This window comes from Corynebacterium capitovis DSM 44611, from assembly GCF_030440535.1.
Taxonomy (GTDB): Bacteria; Actinomycetota; Actinomycetes; order Mycobacteriales; family Mycobacteriaceae; genus Corynebacterium; species Corynebacterium capitovis.
Genome location: NZ_CP047117.1, coordinates 932960 through 957540 on the forward strand (window position 1 = coordinate 932960; position 24581 = coordinate 957540).

Genomic DNA, 24581 nt, shown 5'->3' on the forward strand with positions numbered 1-24581 from the left:
ATGACAGTCACTGACAACGCCACGAGGTAAGTAACCGGACGTTTCCGGGTACCACCTCTGGCACCAAACTAAGAGGAGACACGTGCCCGGAAAGCTACGCGTACACGAACTCGCCAAGGAACTAGGCATCACGAGCAAAGAATTGCTCGCCGCCTTGAAAGAGAAAGGCGAGTTCGTGAAAACGGCCTCATCCACCATCGAACCCCCGGTGGTGAAGAAGATGAGGGCTTTTTACGAGGAAAAATCCGGTGGAAACACCGGTGCAGCGAAACCCGCTGCAAAGCCCGCAGGCGCTGCGAGCGCAGCGCGTCCTACAGCGCCGAAGCCCGCCGCGCCGAAGCCTGAGGCGTCGCAGGCGTCCGCCCCGAAGCCCACCTCCGCAAAGCCGACCGCTGCGAGGCCGGCCGCACCGAAGCCTGTAGCGACAAAACCTGCTGCGGCTGCCGAAGCCCCGACGGTACCGGCTCAGACTGCCCCCAAACCGGCGTTCGCAGCACCTAAGCCTGGCGCACCGAAACCCGCGGCCCCCAAGCCGCCCGTCGCGAAGTCACCCGCTGCGAAGCCGGAGTTTACGTCGCGGCCCGGTGCCAAACCTGCTCCTCAGCGAGCTCCCGGCGCAAATAATGCCGGCGCCAAGCCGGCTGGTCCCAAGCCATCCGCAGGTCCGACGCCGGCTAATGCCATGCCCCGTCCGGTTCCCAAGCCGGGTGGGCGTCCTCGCGTTGCTAACAACCCGTTCTCCTCGGGTGCGTCCTCTCCGCGCCCTGGCACGCCCCGACCCGGTGGATCCGGTGGCGCGGGTGCGCGTGGCCGTGGTGGACAAGGTGGCCAGGGTGGCCAGGGTGCCGCGCAGGGAGGCCAGCGTCCCGGCGGCCCTCGCCCGGGTGGCCAGCGACGCCCGTCCCCTTCCGATATGGCGGCCCACCCCAGCCCAGGCCAGATGCCGTCCAAGGCGGCGTCTGGAGCACGCGGCCGCGGTGGCCAAGGCGGGTCGGGCGCGGGCGCGGGTTCTCGCGGCCGTGGCGGCCAAGGCGGGCCGGGCCAGGGCGGACCGGCTCAAAGCGGCGGTTTCCGCGGGCGCGGAGGGCGCCGGGGTGGAACGGCTGGAGCGTTCGGTCGCCCCGGTGGCGCTCCAGGGCGCGGGCGTAAGTCAAAGCGTCAAAAGCGCAACGAGTACGAGGAGATGCACGCTCCGAACCTTGTCGGTGGTGTGCGTCTGCCCGACGGCGGCGGAAAGACTGTGCGGTTGCGCCAGGGCGCGACCCTGTCGGATTTCGCCGAAAAGATCGGTGCGGAGGCATCGAGCCTGGTCCAGGCGTTGTTCAACCTCGGTGAGATGGTAACGGCGACGCAATCCGTGCCTGAGGAGACCCTTCAGCTGCTCGGAGCCGAGATCAACTACGACGTTCAGGTCGTCTCTCCGGAAGACGAGGACCGCGAGCTGCTCGAGTCCTTCGACCTGCAGTTCGGCGAGGACGTCGGAGGTGACGAGGAGCTCCAGCAGCGTCCCCCGGTGGTCTCCGTCATGGGCCACGTCGACCACGGCAAGACCCGGTTGTTGGACACGATTCGTCGCGCCAATGTTGGGTCCGGCGAGGCCGGCGGCATTACCCAGGGAATCGGTGCGTACCAGACCACGGTTTCGCTCGAGGACGAGCCGCGTCAGATCACCTTCTTGGACACCCCTGGCCACGAGGCGTTTACCGCCATGCGTGCCCGAGGTGCCAAGTCGACGGACTTGGCGATCCTTGTCGTTGCTGCAGATGACGGCGTGATGCCGCAAACGGTCGAGGCGATCAACCACGCCAAGGCCGCCGATCTGCCGATCGTCGTCGCGGTAAACAAGGTCGACAAGCCTGAGGCGCAGCCCGAGAAGATCCGTGGGCAGCTGACTGAATACGGTCTCATCCCGGAGGAGTACGGCGGGGACACCATGTTCATCGATATTTCCGCCAAACAGGGCACGGGTATCGACGACTTGCTGGAGGCGGTCTTGCTCACAGCGGACGCCGCGCTCGACCTGCGCGCGAATCCCGACATGGACGCTCAGGGTATCGCGATCGAGTCCCACCTCGACCGTGGCCGCGGTCCGGTGTCTACGGTAATTGTCCAGCGCGGTACGTTGCGCGTCGGCGATTCGATCGTGGTCGGTGGCAACTATGGCCGCGTCCGGCGCATGCTGGACGAATGGGGCAACGACGTCGAGGAAGCTGGCCCGTCACGTCCGGTTCAGGTTCAGGGCCTCAACGGCGTTCCGGGCCCGGGCGACAACCTGTTGGTCGTCGAGGACGATCGGGTTGCTCGCCAGATCGCGGCACAGCGCGACGCGCGCCTTCGCTCCGCGATGCAGGCCCGAACCAAGAAGCGTGTGTCTTTGGAGAACCTGGATCAGGCGCTCAAGGAAACCAGCCAGCTCAACCTCATTCTCAAGGGCGACAACGCCGGTTCGGTGGAAGCTCTGGAGGAGGCGCTTCTCAAGATCGAGATCGACGACGAAGTCGAGGTCAACATCATCGACCGTGGTGTCGGTGCTGTGACCCAGACCAACGTCGTCCTCGCCGCCGCGTCGGATGCCGTTATCGTCGCCTTCAACGTTCGCGCTGAGGGCAAGGCGACGGAAGAGGCGAACAGCGAAGGCGTGGAAATCCGGTACTACTCCGTGATTTACAAGGCCATTGACGACGTCGAGGCTGCGCTCAAGGGCATGCTCAAGCCGATCTACGAGGAGCGCGATTTGGGCTCGGCCGAGATTCGCCAGATCTTCAAGGCGTCCTCTGTTGGTCTCATCGCCGGCTGCATGGTGACGGACGGCAAGGTGCGTCGTAACTCGAAGGCTCGCCTCGTGCGCGACGGTAACGTGATCGCGGCGGAAGCGACGATCCAATCGCTCCGGCGCGAAAAGGATGATGTCACCGAAGTAGACAAGGGTTACGAGTGCGGCATGGTCTTGTCGTACCCCGACATCCAGGTCGACGACGTGATTCAGGTGTACGAAATGGTTGAGGTTCCTCGGACCTAGTACGTGCACTGACACACGCCCGCGAGCGCGCTTCGGCCAGCTCGCGGGCGTGTCGTCGTCAAGCGGTAGGATATGGACGGACCATCTCGCCCCGATCTCTAAGGAGAAGTCATGGCTGACAATTCACGCGCCCAGCGGCTAGCCAAGCGAATTCAGACAATCGTGGCGAGTGCGATCGAGCGGCAGGTCAAAGATCGCCGCCTAGAGCTCGTCACCATCACCGACGCGCGAGTTACGGGCGATCTTCACGACGCAACGGTGTTCTATACGGTGCGCGGGCGCGCGATCGACGACGAACCAGACTACGACCAGGCGGAAGAAGCGCTCGGTCGTGCGCGCGGGCAGATCCGCAAGATTGTCGGTGATGAACTAGGAGTACGGTTTACCCCGACGATTTCCTTCGAGCTCGATACAGTGCCGGAATCCTCCGCACGAATGGAAGAGCTGCTTAACCGTGCGCGCGCCCGCGATGAGGAGTTGGCGAAGCTGCGGGAAAACGCCACGTTCGCGGGCGAAGGCAACCCCTACAAGACGCCGGACGCATAAGGCGCCTCGTGGCCTTGCTTTTTCCTGACCTCAGCGAGGAGTTCGCTGCCGTGTCGCGTGCCCTCGTGGAGGCTGAGAACATCACGGTGGTAGCCCACATCAAGCCCGATGCCGACGCGGTGGGTTCCGCCTGCGCTCTAGCGTCAGGGTTACGTCGGCGGGGCAAGCGGGCGGAGGTACGCATTGGGCAAACAATGCCCCATGCAGCGAACTTGGCAGGTATCCCGGGGGTTGGGGACATTGTGTACGGCCACGAATTGCCCACCGCGGGCCTCGTCGTGACCGTGGACTGCGCTTCGGTGGATCGAACGGGTGCGTTTTCGGACGCGCTCGCCGCCGATCCTGCGCGGGTGATCGTCGTCGATCATCACGCGACAAACCCCAGGTTCGGCGGCCTCAACCTCATCGCACGAGCCGAGTCCACGACGATGATGGTGCGGGAACTGCTCTCGCATATGGGAGTTGCCCTTGACCGCGACCTCGCGCACTGCCTCTATGCCGGTTTGGTCACAGACACCGGAAATTTCCGGTGGGGCACGAAGCGGATGCATGTTCTTGCCGCCGAATTGACAGGCCTTGGGCTGGACACTCGGTCCATCACCCTGGAATTGATGGACTCCATGACCCCTTCGGATCTCGTCCACCTCGGTAACGTGCTTGCCGGCATGCAGATCTGCGAGGCGGGGGGCCACCGTGTAGGCGTGTTCACGATCGGTGAACTTTCACTGCGGGCGATGAGCCAGACCGCGGTGGAAACTGTGATCGATTACGCCCGCTCTGTTTCGGGTTGCGACATAGGGGTAGTGCTCAAGCAACAGGCACAGACTTACTGGAGCGTCTCCCTCCGGTCGAATAGCTCGAATGTGGCAGTTGTTGCGGAGCAGCTGGGCGGCGGCGGTCACGTGCCGGCAGCCGGGTTGTCGGCGCACGGGACGCGTGAAGCCGTGATCGATCGCGTGTTGGCGGCGATCCGGTGAGCGAGCTGACAACAGGCACTTCGGCGCGGCAGATTCTCTCATTGTCTCTGCCGGCTCTGGGGGTCTTGGCCGCGAATCCGCTGTACCTTTTGCTAGATACCGCTGTCGTGGGGTCACTGGGCCCCGCCCAGCTCGCGGCGCTCGCCGCGGGTGCCGCTGTCCAGTCGACAGTGACAACACAGCTGACGTTTTTGTCGTATGGGACGACAGCGCGGGCGGCCCGCTTGTATGGAATGGGCAAACGCGATGCCGCCGTCGAGGAGGGCGTGCAGGCCTCATGGGTTGCCCTGTTCGTCGGCATCGCGCTCTCACTCGTCGTTGTGCTGTGGGCGCGTCCGCTCGCTGGCATTTTTACCACCGACGAGTACACCGCCCGTGAGGCGGCTAACTGGATGCTCGTTGCTGCGGGAGCGATTCCGCTGACTCTTCTGGTTATGGCCGGGAACGGTTGGATGAGGGGTGTGCACAACACGGGCTTGCCATTTCGTCTCACTCTGTGTGGCCTGATACCGGGTGCTCTCGCGCTACCGGTTTTCGTTGGCAAATTCGGTTTGGTGGGGTCGGCCTACGCTAACCTTCTGGGTATGGGCCTTGCGGCGGTACCTTTCGTCGCTGTGCTGATCCGCGAGCACGGCCGGGGCGGGGGTTCTTGGGCGCCGCGGTGGTCGGTCATCCGCTCCCAGCTCCTCCTCGGGCGCGACTTGGTTCTCCGTTCCTTGAGTTTCCAGGTGTCGTTCCTCGCAGCGGCCGCGGTGGCCGGTCGGGCCGGGGTCGCGGTCCTTGCCGCACACCAAGTTCTCCTTCAGATTTGGAACTTCCTCACCCTCGTCCTCGACTCGCTTGCCATCGCAGCCCAAACGCTGACCGGTGCGGCGCTCGGTGCGGGGAGAGTTGGACAGGCGCGGGAGTTCGGTGCGTATGCCACACGCTTGTGCACCGTGCTCGCGGTGGTTCTTGCGCTGATCTTCGCGGTTCTTGCCGGGCCGATACAGAAGATTTTCACGCGAGACAGCGCTGTCTTAGCGGAATTGAGCATGCCCTGGTGGCTGATGGTAGCAATGATTCTGGTGGGCGGGGTGGTCTTTGCGCTCGACGGTGTGCTCCTCGGCGCCGGCGACGCAGTTTTCCTGCGGAACCTCACTGCGGGCGGGGTCATCGGCGCATTCCTCCCGCTTATCGCGGTCTCCTGGGTCGCCGGCTGGGGATTAACCGGTATCTGGGTCGGGCACCTGATGTCTCTCGTCGTTAGAGCTGCGGGGGATGGGTGGCGGTTCCGTTCCTCGAGGTGGGCGCGTCAAGGATCAATGACATGAGCGTGACACTCTGGGCGGTGTCTGACCTGCATGCGGCCGTCGGCGCGAACGGACCGCGGATTGCGGGGCTCGCTCCCGAAAACCCTGGGGATTGGTTGATTGTCGCCGGCGACGTCGCCGAAAACATGGGTCTGGTCGCCCGGACCCTGGGATCCCTCGCCGAGCGGTTCGACACCGTGATCTGGACCCCTGGCAATCACGAGCTCTTTTCCCGCTCCACGGACCGTTACCGGGGCCGAGAGAGATACGCAAAACTTGTCGACGTCATCCGTGGCCTCGGAGTCATGACACCCGAAGACCCGTACCCGCTCTTCGGGGGTGTCACAATCGCTCCGTTGTTCACCCTCTACGATTACTCGTTTCGGCCGGCAGGCGTCACCGTTGAGGAGGCCCTAGAGGGGGCACGGGAAAGGAACGTGGTGTTGACGGATGAGTTTGCCATCGCCCCGTTCGCCGACATCCGGGCGTGGTGCTGGGAGAGGTTGGCGTACACCACCAAGCGGTTGTCCCGAATACATGGTCCCACCGTTCTGGTGAACCACTGGCCCTTGGAAAGGAAACCGACCACTCGTCTGAGGTTGTCGGACATTTCCCTGTGGAGCGGGACGCGCCACACCCACGGTTGGGCGACCCGCTACAACGCCCGCAGAGTCGTCTACGGCCACTTGCACATGCCCGGGACAACCATGATCGATGGCGTCGCCCACGTCGATGTCTCGCTCGGTTACCCGCGAGAGTGGCAGAGCAGGGCGGGCACGCAGCCGTGGCCCTACCCGGTTATGGAATGGGGTGGGCGATGATTGAGCGCGACCTCTTTCCACGCGCGGCGCGGTATGTCTACATGCGTACCGACTCCGCGGTCGACCTGACTAATTTCAACCAACTCCATCCCGAAGAAAAAGGATTGGTCAGCCGCGCGGTGGACCGTCGAAAAGCGGAGTTCGGCGATGCCCGCTGGTGCGCCCACGAGGCGCTCGCCGAGCTCGGTTATGGTTCCAGTGAAGCGATTCTGCGGGGCGAGGGCGGAATGCCCCTCTGGCCCGACGGGGTCTCGGGCTCGCTGACGCATACCGAGGGTTTCCGCGCCGCGGTCGTCGCCCCCGTCGATCACCTCGTCTCCGTGGGAATCGACTGCGAGCCAGCGGGCCCGCTGCCGGAAGGGGTCGTCGATCAGATTGCCCGCTCCCAAGAGCGCCAGCAAATCGACACGATGCGCTCCAACGGAATCGAGTGGGCTGATCGACTCATCTTCTGCGCCAAGGAAGCGACGTATAAGTGCTGGTTCCCGCTCTCGCGCAGATGGCTGGGTTTCGACGGGGCCGAGATCGAGGTTCACCCGGACGGGACGTTCACCTCTTACATCCTCGCCCGCCCGGCGCCTGTCCCCTTCTTCGAAGGTCGATGGAAGGAGCGCGCCGGCTTCATCGTGACCTCGGCGTTTGTCACCGCTGAGCACGCAGCCCGGTTCATTCACTAGGTATCCAAGGTAGACGGCCGCGCGACGAAGATGGACGCGAGACGCGAGCCGGATTCTCGGACGAGGGCTACGGCGCGTCCGTCGGCGCGGATAGCGGCGTGGGTGCCGCTGAGGCCCCGGGGTTCGAGCCACTTTCCCATGGCGAGGTCTGCGTATTCGGCCTCCGACACGGGCAGGACGGGCCATACCCGCGTGAGCGCCTCGTCCAGCGTGAGGCTTAGACGGGGGTTGAGTTCGAGGTCGGGCAGAGTTTGGGCGTCGTCAAGTGAAAAGACGCCTACCGATTCCCGGCGCAGCGCAGTGAGGTGACCTCCCACGCTTCCCACGAGTGGGTCTGCACCGAGGTCTCGGGCGAGGGAGCGAATGTACGTTCCGGACGAGCAGTGCACGCGGACGTCGACGTCGATGAACTCGCCCCGTCGGATGTCGATGATGTCGAAGGAATGGATCGTCACCGGGCGAACGGGCAGGTCCACGTCAGCGCCCTCGCGAACCAGCTCGTGGGCACGCCGGCCGCCTATCTTGATCGCGGAAACGGCCGCGGGCCGCTGCAAGATGGGGCCAGTGAGCTTGTTGACGCCCGCGCGCACCGCCTCCTCCGTCACTCCGGCGAGAGTTTGTGCGTCCGCGCGGGCGGTGACGTCGCCATCGGCGTCGTCAGTTGTCGTGGACGCGCCGAGTCGGATCGCTGCCGCGTAGACCTTGTCCTCTCCAACGAGGTGAGTGAGCAGTTTCGTGCCTCGTTCGATGCCAGCCACGAGAACCCCAGTGGCGGCGGGGTCTAGGGTCCCCGCGTGGCCGACTTTCCGCGTTTGGTAGATGCGACGCAGGCGAGCGACAACGTCATGGCTGGTCATGCCAGCAGGCTTGTCGACGATAACGAGGCCAGATGTCGCGAGGGGGTCGGAGCTGAGAGCTGTCATAGCGACCAAGTATGCCCGACCCCGAAACGGCATCACGTAGGGTAGCCACGTGGATATTTTGCGCGGCCTGAGCCAAGTGCCGGCGGGCTTTGGTGAGCCGGACGGGACTGTAGTAACCATCGGGGTTTTCGACGGAGTCCATCGCGGCCATCAGTTGCTCATCAACCGTGCTGTCGAGGAGGCGCGTTTGCGAGACTTGCCGAGCGTCGTTATGACCTTTGACCCACACCCGGTATCCGTCTTTTCTCCCGAGGACACGCCTCGCGCACTGGCAACCTTCGAAGAACGAGCTCGCCTCATCGGGGAGCTCGGAGTGGACCACCTCGTCGTCATCGATTTCCGTGCGGAGCTCGCGGGAGACAGCCCCGAGCAATACGTTCGAGACACGCTCGTGGGGCGATTGCGCGCTCAACACGTCGTCGTGGGCGAGAACTTCACGTTCGGTGCCGGTGCTCGCGGCACGGCCGAGACGATGGTCGACCTCTGCCATAAGAATGGCGTCGAAGTAACGGTGGTCAGCCTCCTTGACGACGGTTCCGCGCGCATCTCCTCTACCGCGATCCGAAACGAGCTCGCCGCCGGGAACATCGAGGCTGCTCGCGCGTATCTGGGACGGCCTTTCTCTGTCACCGCTCCGGTAGAACGGGGCGCGGGGCGCGGGGGCCGCGAACTCGGGTACCCCACGGCAAACCAATACGTCGAGTACATTTCCGCGTTACCCGCCGACGGCGTGTACGCGGGGTGGTTTACCATCTTGGGCAGCGAGACCGAGCTGAAAGGGGACATGCTTGCGGATGTCCGTTATCCCGCCGCCGTCTCCGTGGGCACGAATCCCACCTTTGGGGATTGTCGTCGCAGCGTCGAGTCGTTTGTCCTCGACCGGAACGCCGATTTGTATGACCACGTGGCTCGCGTCGAATTCGTAGGGAAGGTTCGAGACATGGTGAAGTTTGACTCCGTGGACGAGTTGCTCAGAAACATGGCGCGCGACGTAAATCGGACCCGCGACATCCTCGGCATTGCCCAACACCCTGAGAAGGACTGGAGCGAATAGTGACACGCAAGCTAATTCTTGACCTCGACACCGGCATCGACGACGCGCTGGCTCTCGCCTACGCACTGGGAAGCCCGGAGCTGGAATTGATCGGGGTGACAGGAACGTACGGAAACGTGCTTGTCAGCACGGGGGTGCGCAACGCGCTTGCCATCCTCGAGCTTTTTGGGCGCACCGATGTTCCTGTCTTCGCTGGACCGGACCACGCCCGCGCTAAGGACGGGTTCGAGGTGCTCGACATTTCTGCGTTCATTCACGGCCAAAACGGCATCGGCGAGGCGCTTCTTCCCGATCCCGCCAGGGCGGTCGAAGAGCGGGACGCGGTGGACTTTCTGATCGAATCTACGGAACGCTACGGCGACGACCTCGTCATCGTCCCGACCGGTCCGTCCACGACAATCGCAGCCGCCGCTGAGCGGTCCGCGGCATTCGCACGCAACGCCCACATCATCATGATGGGAGGGGCGCTGACAGTGCCCGGCAATGTCTCTCCGTGGGCGGAGGCCAATGTGAACCAGGACCCTGAGGCGACGGACCTGCTGTTTCGCAGCGCAGCGGATGTCACCATGGTGGGTCTTGATGTCACCCTGCAGACGCTGTTGACCCGAGAGGAGACAGCGAAGTGGGAAGCCCTGGGTACTCCGGCCGGAGACTTCCTCGCAGAAGCGACGAACTACTACATCAAGGCGTATGACACCACCGCACCACACCTGGGGGGGTGCGGCCTGCACGACCCTCTCGCGGTCGCGGTGGCCATCGATCCGTCGCTGGTCACGCTCCTCGACATCAACATGAAGACGGATGTGGAGGGCCCGACGCGGGGGCGCACGATTGGCGACGAAACCCGGCTCAACGACCCGGTAAAGACCGCCCACGTTGCCGTGGCCGTGGATGTGGCCAGGTTCTTAGACGAGTTCATGGACCGGATCACGGGGCTCGCCGCAGGTGATTTGGGCTAGCCAACAGGCCTGGGGTACTCTCACCTGCTGAAGTTCCGGGCAAGAGGAAATCGACTGTGGTCCGCAGCAGTTACGCCCGGAGCACACGCAGTGCGGACTGAAATAAGGAGTATCACCATGTCTTTGACTACCGAAAAGAAGTCCGAGATCCTCGGCGCTTACGGCCTCCACGAGACGGACACGGGCTCGCCCGAGGCCCAGGTCGCCCTGCTGACCGAGCGGATCAATAACCTTACCGAGCACCTCAAGTTCCACAAGCACGACCACCACTCCCGCCGTGGCCTGCTGCTTCTCGTTGGCCGGCGCCGTGGCCTGCTGAAGTACCTGCGCGAGAACGACGTGGAGCGCTACCGCAGCCTGATCTCCCGCCTGGGACTGCGCCGCTAGCAGCTCGCGCCTTAACCCGCCTCTCCGCCTACCCCGCGGTGGCAGGCGGGTTTTTCGCGTTCTCGGCTGGGACACTCGGGGGAGTACCTGGTAGAATGGCTGCGCTACCCCAGACGCAACAGACTAGATGACGAAACACGGCGGCACCGACGATCGCCGGACCAAACGAGGAGAGACACCTTTTGACCACTTTTACCCCCAAAAATTCCTTCGACGTCCACGTGGACGAGGACTACGGAATCACCGAGGGGGTCGCCGTCCTCGATAACGGCGACTTTGGCTCCCGCACCATCCGCTTTGAGACTGGGCAGCTCGCGCGTCAGGCGGACGGTTCCGTGACCGCCTTCCTCGACGATGACACGATGATGCTGGCCACCGTCACCTCGTCCAACCAGCCGCGGGAAGGTTTCGATTTCTTCCCGCTCACCGTCGACGTCGAGGAGCGGATGTACGCGGCCGGCCGGATTCCCGGTTCCTTCTTCCGCAGGGAGGGCCGCCCCTCCACGGAAGCGATTCTTGCGTGCCGCCTCATTGACCGTCCGCTGCGCCCGACTTTTGTCAAGGGCCTCCGCAACGAAGTGCAGGTGGTCATCACGGTGCTGAGCATGAATCCGGACGAGTACTACGACGTGGTGGCCATCAATGGTGCTTCCGCCGCGACGCAGCTGTCCGGTTTGCCGGTGTCGGGCCCGGTTGGTGGCGTACGAATGGCCCTGATTGCGGATGACAAGCACCCGGAGGGCCAGTGGGTCGCTTTCCCGAACCGAGCCCAGCACGAGCGCTGCCTCTTCGAGATGGTGGTCGCGGGCCGTGTGGTCCAGCGCAAGCGGGGACGCACATCTGAGGACGATGTCGCCATCATGATGGTGGAGGCCGGTGCTGGCGTTGACGTCGTCAAGCACATTAAGCAGGGTGCCCCGGCCCCGACCGAGGAGACCGTGGCCCAGGGGCTCGAGGCGGCGAAGCCGTACATCCGCACGCTCTGCCTCGCCCAGAAGGCTCTGGCGGAGGAAGCGGCGCGCGAGTCCCGCGAATTCCCGCTCTTCCCGGCTTATTCCGACCGCACCTACGGAGCCGTGGAAAAGAAAGCGTCGAAGAAGCTCTCCAAGCTGTTGACTATCAGCGGCAAGCAAGAGCGCGACGAAGCGACCAATGCCTATATGGCGGAGGTCGAGGAAGAACTGTTGGACAAGTTCGACCTTGACGACGATGACCGGGACACCGCAGTCGTCGTGAAGGAGATCCGAGCTGCCTACAACGCGCTCATGAAGTCCCTCGTCCGCGAGAAAATCCTGCGTGACGGCTACCGCATCGACGGCCGCGGTGTGACGGACATTCGTGACCTCGAGGTTGAGGTGGAGCTCATTCCCAGGGCGCACGGTTCCGCTCTGTTTGAGCGCGGAGAGACGCAAATTCTGGGCGTGACAACGTTGGACATGCTCAAGATGGAGCAGACGATTGATTCGCTCTCCCCGGAGAAGTCCAAGCACTACATCCACCATTACAACTTCCCGCCGTACTCCACAGGTGAGACGGGCCGCGTCGGTTCCCCGAAGCGCCGCGAGATCGGCCACGGGGCACTTGCCGAGCGCGCGTTGACGCCTGTCATTCCCCCCAAAGAGGAGTTCCCGTACACCATCCGCCAAGTGTCCGAGGCGCTCGGTTCCAACGGCTCGACCTCCATGGGCTCCGTGTGCGCGTCTACCCTGTCTCTTTACAATGCGGGTGTCCCGCTGGCAGCCCCGGTTGCGGGCATCGCGATGGGCCTCGTGTCCGGCGAGGTCGACGGGCGAACCGAATATGTCGCGTTGACGGACATTCTCGGTGCCGAGGACGCCTTCGGCGATATGGACTTCAAGGTGGCGGGCACCCGCGAGTTCATCACTGCCCTGCAGCTCGATACGAAGTTGGACGGCATTCCCTCCGACGTGCTCGCGTCGGCGCTGGATCAGGCGCGGGACGCACGTGAAGCCATTTTGGACACCATGGCCGAGGTCATCGAGGGCCCCGACGAAATGAGCCCGCTTGCTCCCAAGATCACGGCGATCAGCGTTCCGGTATCCAAGATCGGCGAGGTCATTGGCCCGAAGGGCAAGACGATTAACCAGATCACGGAGGAGACGGGGGCCGAAGTCTCCATCGAGGATGACGGAACGATTTACGTGTCCGCCGCCTCGGGCAGCGCGGCAGACGCGGCCATCGAACGTATCAATGGCATTGCGAACCCGCAGATGCCGAAGGTGGGGGAGCGCTACCTGGGCACTGTCGTCAAGACCGTGGCGTTCGGTGCGTTCGTGTCCATCCTGCCGGGAACTGATGGGCTCATCCACGTCTCCAAGCTCGGCGGCAACACCCGCGTGGAGAATGTCGAGGACGTCATCCACGTCGGCGAAAAGGTGGAAGTCGAGATCGCTGACATCGATAACCGCGGCAAGATCTCGCTGGTTCCCGTCACCGACGAGGACTAGAGGACAGGCCTCGGGCCACGCTCACGGAAGAGAGGCGCGGGCCCTAGGCCGTGGTCTCTACGTCAACGACAACTCGTGTCGGGTTTTCCAGCGTGTAGGCGCGGAACGGTCGCTGCGCGTCCAGCCCGATCACGAACTGCGTATCCGCTTCGAAGGTACCGCCACTGCTGAGGCCGACAATTGACCCGGCCGGAGCGACATCGAGGCGGCCGGGCGTGTCAAGGGCGGTGGTTGCGGAGGTCATCCCCATCGGCGTGCCCTGGACCATTACTTGGAGGTAGGCGCTGCCCGCGACGTCAAGCGGGTAGCCGGATGCCTGCTGCCGGGGTTCGGCAGTGTACCCCGCGATGAATCCCGGCACCCCCGTCCCCGAGAACTCGAAGACGACGCGGTCAAACCCTTCGTGGGAGCCGGTACGGATGTCTTGCAGGGCGAGTTCTGCGCCCGGGGCCGGGCTCTGCATTGCCTGACCAGAGGTGAAGAGTAAGCCGGCTGGGGCGTCTCCTGCCGTCTCAGCAACCCGAAGGGTCGACGGGGGTGAGGCGGGATCGGCGGGTGTCGGCGACGCAGCAGCGGAGGTCGAAGAGGTGACCGTTGTCGTGCTCGACGAGGGAAGCGGGGCCGTCGACGGGTTTGCGTTTTCTTCGGACCCGCAGGCGGCGAGTGCTAGCGGTGTAACGCATGTGGCAGCAATGATCGTGCGAGGCAGATGTTTCATAGCCTCCAATGTACTGGGCGGAGCAGAGGACGCACCCCACAGTTAGCGGGCGCTAAAGTAGCCGAGGTACGTACTGGCTGAACCGGAAGGAGCATGAGTGTCTGTCAAGGTAGGCGTCCTTGGAGCAAAGGGGCGTGTCGGCTCGGCCGTCGTCGCCGGGGTTGAGGCTGCCACAGATCTACAGCTAGTTGCCGCGCTGGGCCGTTCGGATTCTCTCTCGGAGCTCTCCGCTTCCGGCGCTGAGGTTGTCGTTGACTTCACCACGCCCAATGCCGTGATGGGCAACCTAGAGTACTGCATCAATCACGGCATCCACTGCGTCGTGGGCACGACGGGATTCAACGAGAAGCGCTACGAGCGGGTGCGGTCGTGGCTAGAGGTCAACGAGGCGGTCGGCGTGCTCATCGCGCCAAATTTCGCGATCTCCGCGGTACTGACCATGGCTTTCGCGCGACAGGCGGCCCGTTACTTCGAATCGGCCGAGGTGGTCGAGTACCACCACCCGAACAAGCTCGATGCACCTTCGGGCACCGCTACGAAGACCGCGCAAGCAATTGCCGACGCCCGCCGCGCGGCTGGTCTCGGCACCATGCCGGACGCCACCGAGCAATCCCTGGAGGGAGCTCGTGGATCCGAGGTCGACGGGGTGCGCGTTCACGCTGTGCGGATGACGGGAATGGTGGCGCACGAAGAAGTAATTTTTGGAACCACGGATCAGTCCCTCACCATCCGCCAGGACTGCTACGGGCGCGAGTCATTCGTGCCGGGCGTGCTCACCGGGGTTCGACAGGTCCACGAACACCCGGGCCTTACTGTCGGGTTAGACACGTACCTCGGGTTGTAAGGGGTCGCATACCGATGGCGGTTGAACCAGCACTGGAAGTCCAGCTCATCGCGTCCACGTCCTTCGCCCCGCCCCCGGGGTTCGAGTGGGCGCCCGAGGACCAAGCCACAGACGCAGAGTCCGTCGTCGAGTTTGCCGGGCGCGCCTGCTACGAAACCTTTGACCGCCCGAACCCGCACACCGCGACGAATGCCTCGTACCTGCACCACATTATCGACGTCGGGCACGACGCCCTTCTCGAACACGCGACAGCGACGATCTACATTCGCGGCCTCTCACGAGCGGCGGGCAACGAGCTTCTGCGCCACCGCCACTTCTCCTTCTCCCAGCTCAGCCAGCGCTTCGTTCATTCCGGGGCAAGTAAAGTCGTCGTTCCCCCCGCGATCGCGGCCGACGAGGATCTGCGCCGACTGTTCCTCCGGACCGTCGATGACGCACGCTTCGTGTACGACGAGCTACTAGCTGCCTTGGAGGAAAACATGGCCAGCGAGCCGAACGCGCTTCTGCGCCGCAAGCAAGCCCGCCAGGCAGCGCGGGCAGTACTGCCGAATGCGACAGAGACCCGCTTCGTTGTAACTGGAAACTACCGTGCGTGGCGGCAGTTCATCGCTGCGCGGGCGTCCGAACACGCAGACGTAGAAATTCGAGCTCTGGCGGTAGCCTGCCTTGATCTTCTGCGCGGCACGGCGCCGTCGCTTTTCGACGATTTCCTTGTCAGCGAACTCTCCGACGGGACAAGGATGGCCACGAGCCCTTACGTCTCCTGAGCAGTGTCATAACGCGACACGCAGGGGCAGCGGGTAATCTGGTTTGCCATGGGCACGACTTTGAAAGCGCAGACAGGTGCTGAGATTTTCGGCACCACCTCCGTCGCCATGGTGACCCCGTTCACCTCAACAGGGGAGCTGGACCTCGACGCGGGCCGGAAGTTGGCATCCCATTTGGTGGATAACGGCATCGACTCGCTCGTGCTAGCCGGCACCACGGGGGAATCCCCGACGACGACGGCGGAGGAAAAGATCGCGCTGCTCAAGGCGGTAAAGGAGGAAGTGGGTGACCGAGCCAGAATAATCGCCGGAGCCGGAACCAACAATACGCGTTCTTCGGTAGAGCTCGCTATCGCGTCACGAAACGCCGGTGCCGACGCGCTCCTAGTGGTCACTCCCTACTACTCCAAGCCGTCCCAGACAGGTCTCGTTGCCCACTTCACGGCTATCGCCGACGCCACGGACGCCCCGATCTGCCTCTACGACATCCCGGGCCGCTCTGGGGTGCCGCTCCACGCGCCGACGATCCGTCAGCTCGCCGAACTTCCTACTGTCTTAGGCCTTAAAGACGCGAAGGGGGATTTCTTCGAAGCGGCCCCCTTAATTCGGGAGACGGGGCTGGCCTGGTATTCTGGAGACGATCCGCTCAACGTGCCGTGGTTGTCTGTCGGTGCCACCGGCGTCATTTCGGTTATCGGACATGTCGCCCCGCGTTTGTTGCGAGAGATGATTACAAGCTTCGAGGAAGGCGACCTCGCCCGCGTGCGGGAAATCAACGCCAACACCATCGATGTCCTTGCGCGACAGCAAGCCGTCCTCGGTGGTGCCACATTTGCAAAAGCGGCCCTGCGCCTGCAGGGCATTGAAGTGGGAGATCCTCGTTTGCCCGTCGTACCTGCGACGGATTCGCAGATCGAAGACCTCCGAGAAGACATGCGAAAGGCTGGAGTCCTTTAAATATGAACGAACCCCGCAACCGCGCGCGAAAGGTGTCCCGCAAGGCCGGGCCGCCGGAGGCAACCGACCAGCAACCCGTGTTCCAAGCCCCCGTTGGTAGCGCCCCAGCGGAAGGCGCCGACAGCAGCCACGATTCCAACGGCAGTAGTCGCGGTAACCGGAACCGTCGTGGCCGCGGTCGCGGGCGGGGCGGCAATGGGAACAACGGTGGCACCGGCGGAGGCAACCGCCGCAACCCCATGAAGTCCATGCAGGGTGCGGACCTGACCAAACGGCTACCGTCGCCACCCAAGCCTCCTCACAATGGCCTGCGCATTTATGCCTTGGGCGGGATCTCTGAAATCGGCCGCAACATGACGGTCTTCGAATTTGACGGCCGCTTGCTCGTCGTCGATTGTGGGGTGCTCTTCCCGAACTCGGGTGAGCCCGGTGTGGACCTTGTCCTCCCGGACTTCGGTCCGATTGAGAACCGGTTGGATAAAATCGAAGCGCTCGTTGTTACCCACGGCCACGAGGACCACATCGGGGCGATTCCGTGGTTGCTCAAGCTCCGGCCGGACATTCCGATCTATTCCTCGCGCTTCACCAACGCCCTCATCGCCGCCAAGACGCAGGAGCACCGCCAGCGTCCTCAGCTGCACGAGGTGAATAAGGATTCGGAGCTCACTTTGGGCCCATTCCGTATCCGCTTTTGGCATGTCAACCACTCGATCCCCGAGTGCCTTGGCGTGTCGATTAAGACCACCGCGGGCCACGTCGTGATGACGGGTGACATCAAGCTGGACCAGACCCCTTACGACGGCAAGCCAACGGATCTGCCGGCGCTGTCCCGTTTCGGCGACGAAGGCATCGACCTGTTCATGTGCGATTCCACAAACGCCACGGTACCGGGTATTTCTAGTTCCGAGGCTGGCATTGAAGAGACGCTCACGCGGCTCGTGGCCAAAGCGAAGCAGCGGGTGATCATCGCCTCTTTCGCCTCCAATGTCTCCCGCGTTCAAATGGCGGTCAACGCTGCCGTGGCCAGCGGACGCAAGGTCGCTTTCAACGGGCGTTCCATGCTGCGCAACATGGAAATCGCGGAGAAGATGAGTTTGCTCAAGGCCCCGAAGGGCACGATCGTGCCTATCGAGGAGGCTGCCAAGATGGCCCCTCACAAGGTGCTGTTGATCACCACCGGTACCCAGGGTGAGCCGATGGCGGCGCTATCACGTATGTCGCGCCGCGAGCACCGCCAAATCACCGTGCGCGATGGCGATTTGATCATTCTGTCGTCCTCGCTCATTCCGGGCAACGAGGAAGCGGTCTTCGCCGTGGTCAACAATTTGGCCCAGATCGGCGCCGAGGTCGTCACGAACGCCGATGCGCACGTCCACGCTTCCGGTCACGGTTACGCCGGCGAGCTGTTGTTCCTCTACAACGCCGCGCGGCCCCGCAACGCTATGCCGGTGCACGGCGAGTGGCGCCACATGCGCGCAAACAAGGACCTGGCCATCTCTACGGGTGTGAAGCCCGAAAATACGGCGCTGGCTCAGAACGGCGTCGTTGTGGATATGGTGAACGGCAGGATCGAGGTTGTTGGTCAGTACCAGGTCGGCCAGCTCTACGTCGACGGTGAGACCATGGGCGATGTCGACCCCGATGTTCTGGCGGACCGCAGCAGCCTCGCCTCCGGCGGTGTCGTGTCCATTACCTGCGTCGTCGACGACCGGACTGGTCGATTGCTGGAAAGCCCGCGCGTCTCGACGACCGGTTTCTCCGACGACGACCGCGACTTTAACAAGCGAGTTATCGTCGGTGTGGAATCGGTGATGAACGACCTAGCCGCGGAGGGGGAGAACGACCCCTACCGCATGGTTCAGGCGCTGCGCCGCAAGGTGTCTCGCGCTATCGAGCAGAAGTACAAGCGCGAACCCGTCATCCTCCCGACAGTCGTGCCGATGGCAGCCGAAAATAGCCCCGTCGACGATGACGACGTGGCAGCGTCGCGCGAGTCGCTTTAAGCCCACCGACCTCGTCATGGCCCCAGCGCTATGCTGGGGCCATGACTTTCGCCGCACAAGAGCGCGCCGCATTGGGCACCTTGCTTCTCGACGTCGGGCCCGACGCCCCGACCCAGTGCGAGGGGTGGACCACCCGTGATCTCGCCATCCACCTCTTCATTCGCGAGCACAAGGTGCCTGCCACGTTCGGTAATTTCGTTCCCGCGTTCGCAGGGACGTTGAACAAGGAAGTCGAGCGGCAGAAACAGCGCCCGTACGAAGACGTCGTGCGCGACTGGTCCGCTGGGCCCCCGGCTTTCCTCAAGCCGGTGGATGCGGTCATGAACGGGGGAGAGAACTTTATTCATCACGAGGACGTGAGGCGCGGGGACGGGCACCCGCATCCGCGCGAGTTTTCCCAGGAGGACAATTCGCTCCTTCTGACTATGGTCAAGCGATTCAGCGTGATGGCGCTGCATTCTTCTCCGGTTCCCGTCATCCTCACACCTCCCCACGACCCTCCTGTCACCGCGGGAGGGAAGCGAGGTGTCGCGCGCCGAGGTGACGATGTCGTCCGGGTCTTCGGCATGCCGGGAGAGCTGCTACTTTGGACGACGGGCAGGGTAGCGGACGTGCGTGTTGAAGGCGACAAGCCATATATCGATAAGCTGAGGCGGGCCTTGTAAACACGACCGCCGCGCAGTGTGCCGCATGTGGAAGATGTGGCGGAAGATACTAGTGTTAATCACATGTCTGTTAGCAACCGATCGTCTCGAGCGCCTTCGCAGAAGGGCCCCCGCGGGTCACATGGGGGCACATCGCGCTCCCGGTCCCCGCGTTCGGGGCGCACTGGGCGTTCTGATGCCCCAGCGTCTATGATGCACCCGCAGACCTCGACGATGGTCGCCGCGCACACGTCGCATGAACGCGTGGGGTCTGCGTACCGAGTGGTCGGGGATTCTCTAGGGGCGGCTGCGCGAGGCACGGCACACTCATTTGGATCACTAGCGTCCCGCTTCGGCGGGTGGGCAGGCAAGTTGCGCACGGCCGAGGCCGGGTCCGGCGAAGACGGGGATGAAAGGGAGCTAGATGACGTCTTCCCGGACGATGAGACGGACCACGTCGAGCCGGGGGAGGACGGGCCTGTGCGAGTAAGCAACCGCGCAGACCTGCGGGGGCTCGCCCTCATTGGATTAGCCATCGTGTTGGGGGCGTCAGTCTGGGCGAACGCTGCGGGGCCCATCGGTCGGGTCATCGCATCCGGAGTGCACTGGGCAATCGGCGCCGGGGCGCTCATCCTCCCCGTCGGTTTGGCGGCCGCGGCTGTCGCCCTGATGCTCAACGTTGCGCCCGAGCGGTCTGTGCGAACGCGGTTCGCGGTGGGGGTGTGCATCCTCGCACTCGGTCTTCTAGGTACCGTGCACGTCCTCGCCGGCAACCCCGAGGACTGGGAGGGACGCCGCACGGCGGGAGGCGCGATTGGCGCTCTGGTCGGCGGCCCCTTGGCGGCCGGATTTTCGTCGTTCGTGGCCCTGCCTCTTCTCGCGCTGGTGTTGGTGTACGGGGCGCTGAAAACTACGGGAATTACCGTCAGAGAGGCATATGACTCGCTGCGCTCCGCCCTCTCTGGAGTCTCGGTGTCCAGCGAGAGCGAAAAATCAGACGATCCCTACGATTTTGTGGACGACGAGCTCGAAGACATTGCAGCTGGGCGCGAGCCGAGCGCCCCGCGGCCGGTGAGGCCCGAGCTGACAAGCCCCCAAGGCTCCACCCGCCGCCCCCTGCGTCGCACTTCTGTCACCGCGCCGCGACGCACCCCGTTGGATAACTACCCGGCGGATGAAAAGGCGGGCGCGCGCCCTGGGTCGTCGCTGTTTGGACAAGCCGACGCGTCATCCGAAGATGAGACAAGTGCGGTCGGCCAGCGGGCACCGCAGGCCGAGGAAACGAAGGTCCTAGAGCCGGCGGCCGCTGCCCCCGAGATGCCGGCAGATCCGGGGCAGGGGCGTCGAGAAGCGAAAGGCGCCGTCGAGCAATCCCGTGAGGCCGTGCGCCGTGCGATCCTCGCGCGGAGTGAGGTACCGGAAGTCGAGACGGACAATGAGGGTAGCGCGCGGGCCGCCGAGCGTGCGGGCACTTCCAATTACGAGATCCCGTCGACGGACTTGTTGATCCCCGGGGTCGCGCCGAAGACTCGAACTAGAGCAAACGACCTGATGATCGAGGCGATTACAGACGTCTTCGACGAGTTCAAAATCGATGCACAGGTCACCGGGTTCTCCCGCGGTCCGACGGTCACTCGCTACGAGGTTGAGCTCGGGCCCGGCGTGAAGGTCTCGAAAATCACCAACCTGCAGTCCAACCTCGCCTACGCGGCCGCAACCGACAATGTGCGTCTGCTCACCCCAATCCCTGGAAAGTCCGCGGTGGGCATCGAGGTCCCGAACCAGGACCGCGAGATGGTGCGTCTGCGCGACGTGTTGGAGGCCCCGAATGTTCGGGGTGAGGACGACCCGATGCTGATCGGGCTGGGCAAGGACATCGAGGGTGACTTCATCGCGTCTTCCGTGCAGAAGATGCCCCACCTTCTCGTGGCCGGGTCGACGGGCTCCGGTAAGTCCGCGTTCGTCAACTCCATGCTGGTCTCGCTTCTGACCCGCGCTACGCCGGAGGAGGTCCGCCTCATCCTGGTCGACCCGAAGATGGTGGAGCTCACTCCGTACGAGGGCATTCCCCACCTGATCACGCCGATCATCACCCAGCCGAAGAAGGCGGCAGCCGCGCTGCAGTGGCTTGTAGAAGAAATGGAGCAGCGCTACATGGACATGAAGTCCGCGCGCGTGCGCCACATTAAGGACTTCAACCGGAAGGTCCGTTCGGGCGAGCTGCAGGCACCTCCCGGTTCGGAGCGGGAGATGCGACCCTACCCGTTTATCGTCTGTGTCGTTGACGAGCTTGCGGACCTGATGATGACGGCACCGAAAGAGATCGAGGAATCGATCGTGCGTATCACTCAAAAGGCGCGCGCTGCCGGCATTCACCTAGTGCTGGCCACGCAGAGGCCCTCTGTCGACGTCGTCACGGGCCTGATTAAGACCAACGTGCCCTCGAGGCTCGCGTTCGCCACGTCCTCGCTGACGGATTCACGCGTGATCCTCGACCAAGGCGGGGCCGAGAAGCTAATCGGTATGGGCGACGGTTTGTTTATCCCGCAAGGCGCCGGCAAACCGCAGCGCTTGCAGGGCGCTTTTGTGACGGACGACGAAGTGCAAGCGGTCGTCGAAGCGGCCAAGGCCCAAGATGAACCGCGCTACGTCGAAGGGGTGACCGACGACAAGCAGGCGGAGCAGAAGGTCGTCGACGAGGAAATCGGCAAAGACATGGACGACCTGCTCGAAGCTATTGAACTTGTCGTCACGTCCCAGCTGGGTTCGACGTCCATGCTCCAGCGGAAGTTGCGTATCGGTTTTGCTAAGGCGGGCAGGCTCATGGACTTGATGGAGACCCGCGGCGTGGTTGGCCCCTCTGAGGGATCAAAGGCCCGGGAGGTCTTGGTCAAGCCCGAGGAGTTGGACACCATTCTCTGGATGGTCAAGGGCGCAGATCCCGCCGAGGCGCCGCGGGACGCCGACGAGGATTCAGGTGCGGAGCCAGACGCAGATAGCGTTGGTGACACGCGGGTTGTTACGGCGACCTACAACCCGACCGGCGGGGCAGTGTAAGATAGGAGCCGCTTGGAGGGGAGTACCCCGAACACGCCCTCGATCGTCATCACGGAGCCCCGGTGGGCCCCGGTCAGGGCGGCCCGGTTTATCTTGCATCGGGTGGGAGAGACCTCCGGTCACTCACTGTCCTTTTCTGACCGGAGGTTCTCAATGGACGTACCCGTATGGATTTGGCTCGTCACTGGTGCTGCCGTGCTGGGTCTTTTTGCTTTCGACTTTCTCACCCACTCACGCCAGGCACATGAGCCCTCCCTCAAAGAAGCGGGTTTCTGGACCCTCTTCTACATGGCCATGTCTGCCGTGTGCGGTGGGATCATCTGGTGGCTTTGGGACGCCGAGCACGGCATCCAGTACTTCACGGGGTACATCACCGAGTTGGCTCTCTCCGTGGACAACCTTTTCGTTTTCGCGCTGATCATGGCCTCTTTCCGAATTCCGCGGAAGTACCAGCAGAAGGTGCTGTCGCTCGGCATTCTCATCGCGCTGGCGTGCCGGCTGGTCTTCATCCTCCTCGGGGCAGCGCTGATCCAGGCTTGGTCGGATATCTTCTACCTCTTTGCCGCATTCCTTCTCTACACGGCGATCAAGCTGATTTGGGATGAAGCGACGGACAAGCCCGAGTCCGACCCGAACGATATGGCTGTGGTGAAGGGCCTAAGGAAGCTGATCCCGGTGACGGAGTCGTACCACGGCGACAAGCTCTTCTCGGTTACCGCGGCAGGCAAACGCGCCGCGACCCCACTGTTTGTCGCGCTGCTGGCGATCGGGTTCATCGACGTGATGTTTGCATTTGATTCCATCCCCGCCATCTACGGAATCACGTCCGAGGCGTTCATTGTCTTCACGGCTAACGCTTTCGCGCTCATGGGGCTCCGGCAGATGTTCTTCCTCCTGTCCGGACTGCTGGATCGCCTTGTCTACCTGCCATATGGCCTTGGCGTCATCCTCGGGTTCATCGGCGTCAAGCTGCTGCTGCACGCCTTGCACGAAAACAACCTTCCCTTTATTAACGGCGGTAGCAACGTTCACGTGCCGGAGGTTGGAACCGTCGCGTCCCTGGGTGTCATCGTGGGGGTTCTCGTCGTCACCGTTATTGCCTCGCTCATTAAGGACAGGATCGACATCGCGGCGGGGCGGACGGATACGTCCGGCCCGAAGTGGCACATCGATTACGACGACCACGGTAACCGTCGCAAAGTCGATAGCGCGGGCAACCACCTTGAGTGGATCGACGACCCGGCAACATCCGGCCGGGGAGACCACACGGCGACGGGTTCTCGCGAGACGGCCCACCTCGACGTTAAAAGAAACGGCACGCGGTAGTAACTCCACCACCCGGCCCTGTGGGTAATGTGGATGGCGTGAGTTCACCCCAACCCGAGGATGCACCTTCGAACTGGAACATTCCGAACGTCCTCACCTCGCTGCGAATTATCTTCATCCCGGTCTTCGCCTGGCTGGTCCTCTCGCACCACTGGTGGTGGGCTTTTGGGACGTTCGTCGTTTTGATGGCGACGGACAAACTCGACGGCGATATCGCGCGGGCGCGAGGCCTCGTCACCGACTTCGGCAAGATCGCCGACCCGATCGCTGACAAGGCGCTCATGATCACCGCCCTTGTCACCCTCAACATCGCCTCGACCCTCCCAATTTGGGTCACTGTGGTCATCGTTGTCCGTGAGTTGGGCATCACCCTCTGGCGGATGGTCATGCTGCGCGGAGGAAACGTCATCCCCGCCTCGAAAGGCGGCAAACTCAAAACGGCATTCCAGACATTGGCCGTTGCGCTCTACCTGTGTCCGCTGCCCTCGTCGCTTGAATGGGTCAAGTTCGCCGTCATGATGGTCGCCGTTGTTCTCACCGTTGGAACGGGTATCCAATACCTCGTAGATGCAAGGAGGGCCAATGCGTGAGCTAGCGCAGTCGCTTGTCGACGCACTGCGGAACCGTAACGAGACCATCTGCTTTTGCGAGTCGCTGACCGCCGGTTTAGCAGCAGCGACCGTGGCGGACATACCGGGGGCGTCGATGGTCCTCAGAGGTGGGCTCGTCACCTACGCCACGGATCTGAAAGCCTCGCTCGCCAATGTCCCCCCCGCCATCCTCGAAGAGCAGGGCCCGGTTTCTCCAGTGACTGCGCGTGAGATGGCGCGGGGGGCGCGCCGCGCGTGTGGTGCAGATTGGGCAGTGTCTGTGACCGGCGTGGCGGGGCCAGACGCGCAAGATGGACACCCTGTTGGAGAGGTGTGGGTCGGGTTGTCGGGGCCGAGATGGACGGCGTCGTCTAGCGCAGCCGATCTTGTCGACGCGGAGTGGAGCCGATTTGCTCTAGTACCCGGCGCACCTGTTCCGGTGCGTCTCCTTGCTGGGGACCGCGCGCAGATCCGGCGCACCTCTGTGCAAGCGGCTCTGGCGGCGGCGCTCGCGGGGTTGAGGGAACAAAAGCTTCCCGCTAACCGTTGAAT

General features: G+C 63.4%; 21 protein-coding genes. 19 read left to right on the top strand and 2 right to left on the bottom strand.

The features are described 5' to 3' along the window. The first annotated feature begins 82 nt into the window (after positions 1-82). From infB to CAPI_RS04595, 6 genes are all read left to right on the top strand, one after another. Complete coding sequence (gene infB, locus CAPI_RS04570; protein WP_040356547.1) at positions 83-3019, top strand: translation initiation factor IF-2; 2937 nt, start codon at positions 83-85, stop codon at positions 3017-3019. Between the two features lie 111 nt (positions 3020-3130). After that, complete coding sequence (gene rbfA, locus CAPI_RS04575) at positions 3131-3565, top strand: 30S ribosome-binding factor RbfA (RefSeq protein WP_018016867.1); 435 nt, start codon at positions 3131-3133, stop codon at positions 3563-3565. Positions 3566-3573: 8 nt separating this feature from the next. Then, the gene (locus CAPI_RS04580) at positions 3574-4542 is read left to right on the top strand and encodes a DHH family phosphoesterase (protein ID WP_018016868.1); all 969 of its coding nucleotides are present in this window, start codon (positions 3574-3576) and stop codon (positions 4540-4542) included. Then, entirely contained in the window at positions 4539-5855 is a 1317-nt protein-coding gene (locus tag CAPI_RS04585; protein WP_018016869.1) for an MATE family efflux transporter, read from the top strand. Before CAPI_RS04580 ends, CAPI_RS04585 begins: the two co-directional genes overlap by 4 nt. Beyond that, a complete protein-coding gene (locus tag CAPI_RS04590) occupies positions 5852-6655 on the top strand; it encodes a metallophosphoesterase family protein (protein WP_018016870.1) in 804 nt (267 codons plus the stop codon). The genes CAPI_RS04585 and CAPI_RS04590 overlap by 4 nt, the downstream gene beginning before the upstream one ends. Further along, positions 6652-7332 (top strand): 4'-phosphopantetheinyl transferase family protein, encoded by a 681-nt coding sequence (locus CAPI_RS04595; RefSeq protein WP_018016871.1) that lies wholly within the window; start codon positions 6652-6654, stop codon positions 7330-7332. The genes CAPI_RS04590 and CAPI_RS04595 overlap by 4 nt, the downstream gene beginning before the upstream one ends. Here the strand turns inward: CAPI_RS04595 and truB are convergent. Then, positions 7329-8255 carry a tRNA pseudouridine(55) synthase TruB gene (gene truB, locus CAPI_RS04600; RefSeq protein WP_018016872.1) on the bottom strand — a complete coding sequence of 309 codons (927 nt, stop codon included), beginning with the start codon at positions 8253-8255 and terminating at the stop codon, positions 7329-7331. The genes CAPI_RS04595 and truB overlap by 4 nt on opposite strands. 49 nt (positions 8256-8304) lie before the next feature. On the opposite strand from truB, the gene CAPI_RS04605 reads away from it, so the two are divergent. From CAPI_RS04605 to CAPI_RS04620, 4 genes are all read left to right on the top strand, one after another. Then, entirely contained in the window at positions 8305-9309 is a 1005-nt protein-coding gene (locus CAPI_RS04605; RefSeq protein WP_018016873.1) for a bifunctional riboflavin kinase/FAD synthetase, read from the top strand. Further along, positions 9309-10268 (top strand): nucleoside hydrolase, encoded by a 960-nt coding sequence (locus CAPI_RS04610; protein WP_018016874.1) that lies wholly within the window; start codon positions 9309-9311, stop codon positions 10266-10268. Before CAPI_RS04605 ends, CAPI_RS04610 begins: the two co-directional genes overlap by 1 nt. Before the next feature lie 117 nt (positions 10269-10385). After that, entirely contained in the window at positions 10386-10655 is a 270-nt protein-coding gene (gene rpsO / locus CAPI_RS04615; protein ID WP_018016875.1) for a 30S ribosomal protein S15, read from the top strand. A gap of 182 nt (positions 10656-10837) precedes the next feature. Next, a complete protein-coding gene (locus tag CAPI_RS04620) occupies positions 10838-13123 on the top strand; it encodes a polyribonucleotide nucleotidyltransferase (RefSeq protein WP_018016876.1) in 2286 nt (761 codons plus the stop codon). A gap of 43 nt (positions 13124-13166) precedes the next feature. Here CAPI_RS04620 and CAPI_RS04625 read toward each other — a convergent pair whose 3' ends face one another. Continuing rightward, positions 13167-13841, bottom strand: coding sequence for an AMIN-like domain-containing (lipo)protein (locus tag CAPI_RS04625; protein WP_026157028.1), 675 nt, complete (start codon positions 13839-13841; stop codon positions 13167-13169). 97 nt (positions 13842-13938) lie between these two features. Between CAPI_RS04625 and dapB the strand changes: the two genes are divergently transcribed. The 9 genes from dapB (at position 13939) to CAPI_RS04670 (ending at position 24579) form a co-directional block, all read left to right on the top strand. After that, on the top strand, positions 13939-14685 hold the full coding sequence (gene dapB, locus CAPI_RS04630; RefSeq protein ID WP_018016878.1) for a 4-hydroxy-tetrahydrodipicolinate reductase: 747 nt from the start codon (positions 13939-13941) through the stop codon (positions 14683-14685). Positions 14686-14699: 14 nt separating this feature from the next. Next, positions 14700-15452 carry an FAD-dependent thymidylate synthase gene (gene thyX, locus CAPI_RS04635; protein WP_018016879.1) on the top strand — a complete coding sequence of 251 codons (753 nt, stop codon included), beginning with the start codon at positions 14700-14702 and terminating at the stop codon, positions 15450-15452. Positions 15453-15500: 48 nt separating this feature from the next. Next, the gene (dapA, locus tag CAPI_RS04640) at positions 15501-16409 is read left to right on the top strand and encodes a 4-hydroxy-tetrahydrodipicolinate synthase (RefSeq protein WP_018016880.1); all 909 of its coding nucleotides are present in this window, start codon (positions 15501-15503) and stop codon (positions 16407-16409) included. Between the two features lie 2 nt (positions 16410-16411). Continuing rightward, a complete protein-coding gene (locus CAPI_RS04645) occupies positions 16412-18412 on the top strand; it encodes a ribonuclease J (RefSeq protein WP_018016881.1) in 2001 nt (666 codons plus the stop codon). 41 nt (positions 18413-18453) lie between these two features. Continuing rightward, positions 18454-19077: a TIGR03085 family metal-binding protein gene (locus CAPI_RS04650; RefSeq protein ID WP_018016882.1), complete on the top strand. Its 624-nt coding sequence runs from the start codon at positions 18454-18456 to the stop codon at positions 19075-19077. Between the two features lie 63 nt (positions 19078-19140). Continuing rightward, positions 19141-22113 (top strand): DNA translocase FtsK, encoded by a 2973-nt coding sequence (locus CAPI_RS04655; RefSeq protein WP_026157029.1) that lies wholly within the window; start codon positions 19141-19143, stop codon positions 22111-22113. A 153-nt stretch (positions 22114-22266) separates the two neighbouring features. Then, the gene (locus CAPI_RS04660; RefSeq protein ID WP_018016884.1) at positions 22267-23439 is read left to right on the top strand and encodes a TerC family protein; all 1173 of its coding nucleotides are present in this window, start codon (positions 22267-22269) and stop codon (positions 23437-23439) included. 38 nt (positions 23440-23477) lie between these two features. Further along, positions 23478-24029 (top strand): CDP-diacylglycerol--glycerol-3-phosphate 3-phosphatidyltransferase, encoded by a 552-nt coding sequence (gene pgsA, locus CAPI_RS04665; RefSeq protein WP_026157030.1) that lies wholly within the window; start codon positions 23478-23480, stop codon positions 24027-24029. After that, the gene (locus CAPI_RS04670) at positions 24022-24579 is read left to right on the top strand and encodes a CinA family protein (RefSeq protein ID WP_018016886.1); all 558 of its coding nucleotides are present in this window, start codon (positions 24022-24024) and stop codon (positions 24577-24579) included. The genes pgsA and CAPI_RS04670 overlap by 8 nt, the downstream gene beginning before the upstream one ends. Positions 24580-24581: the final 2 nt, after the last annotated feature.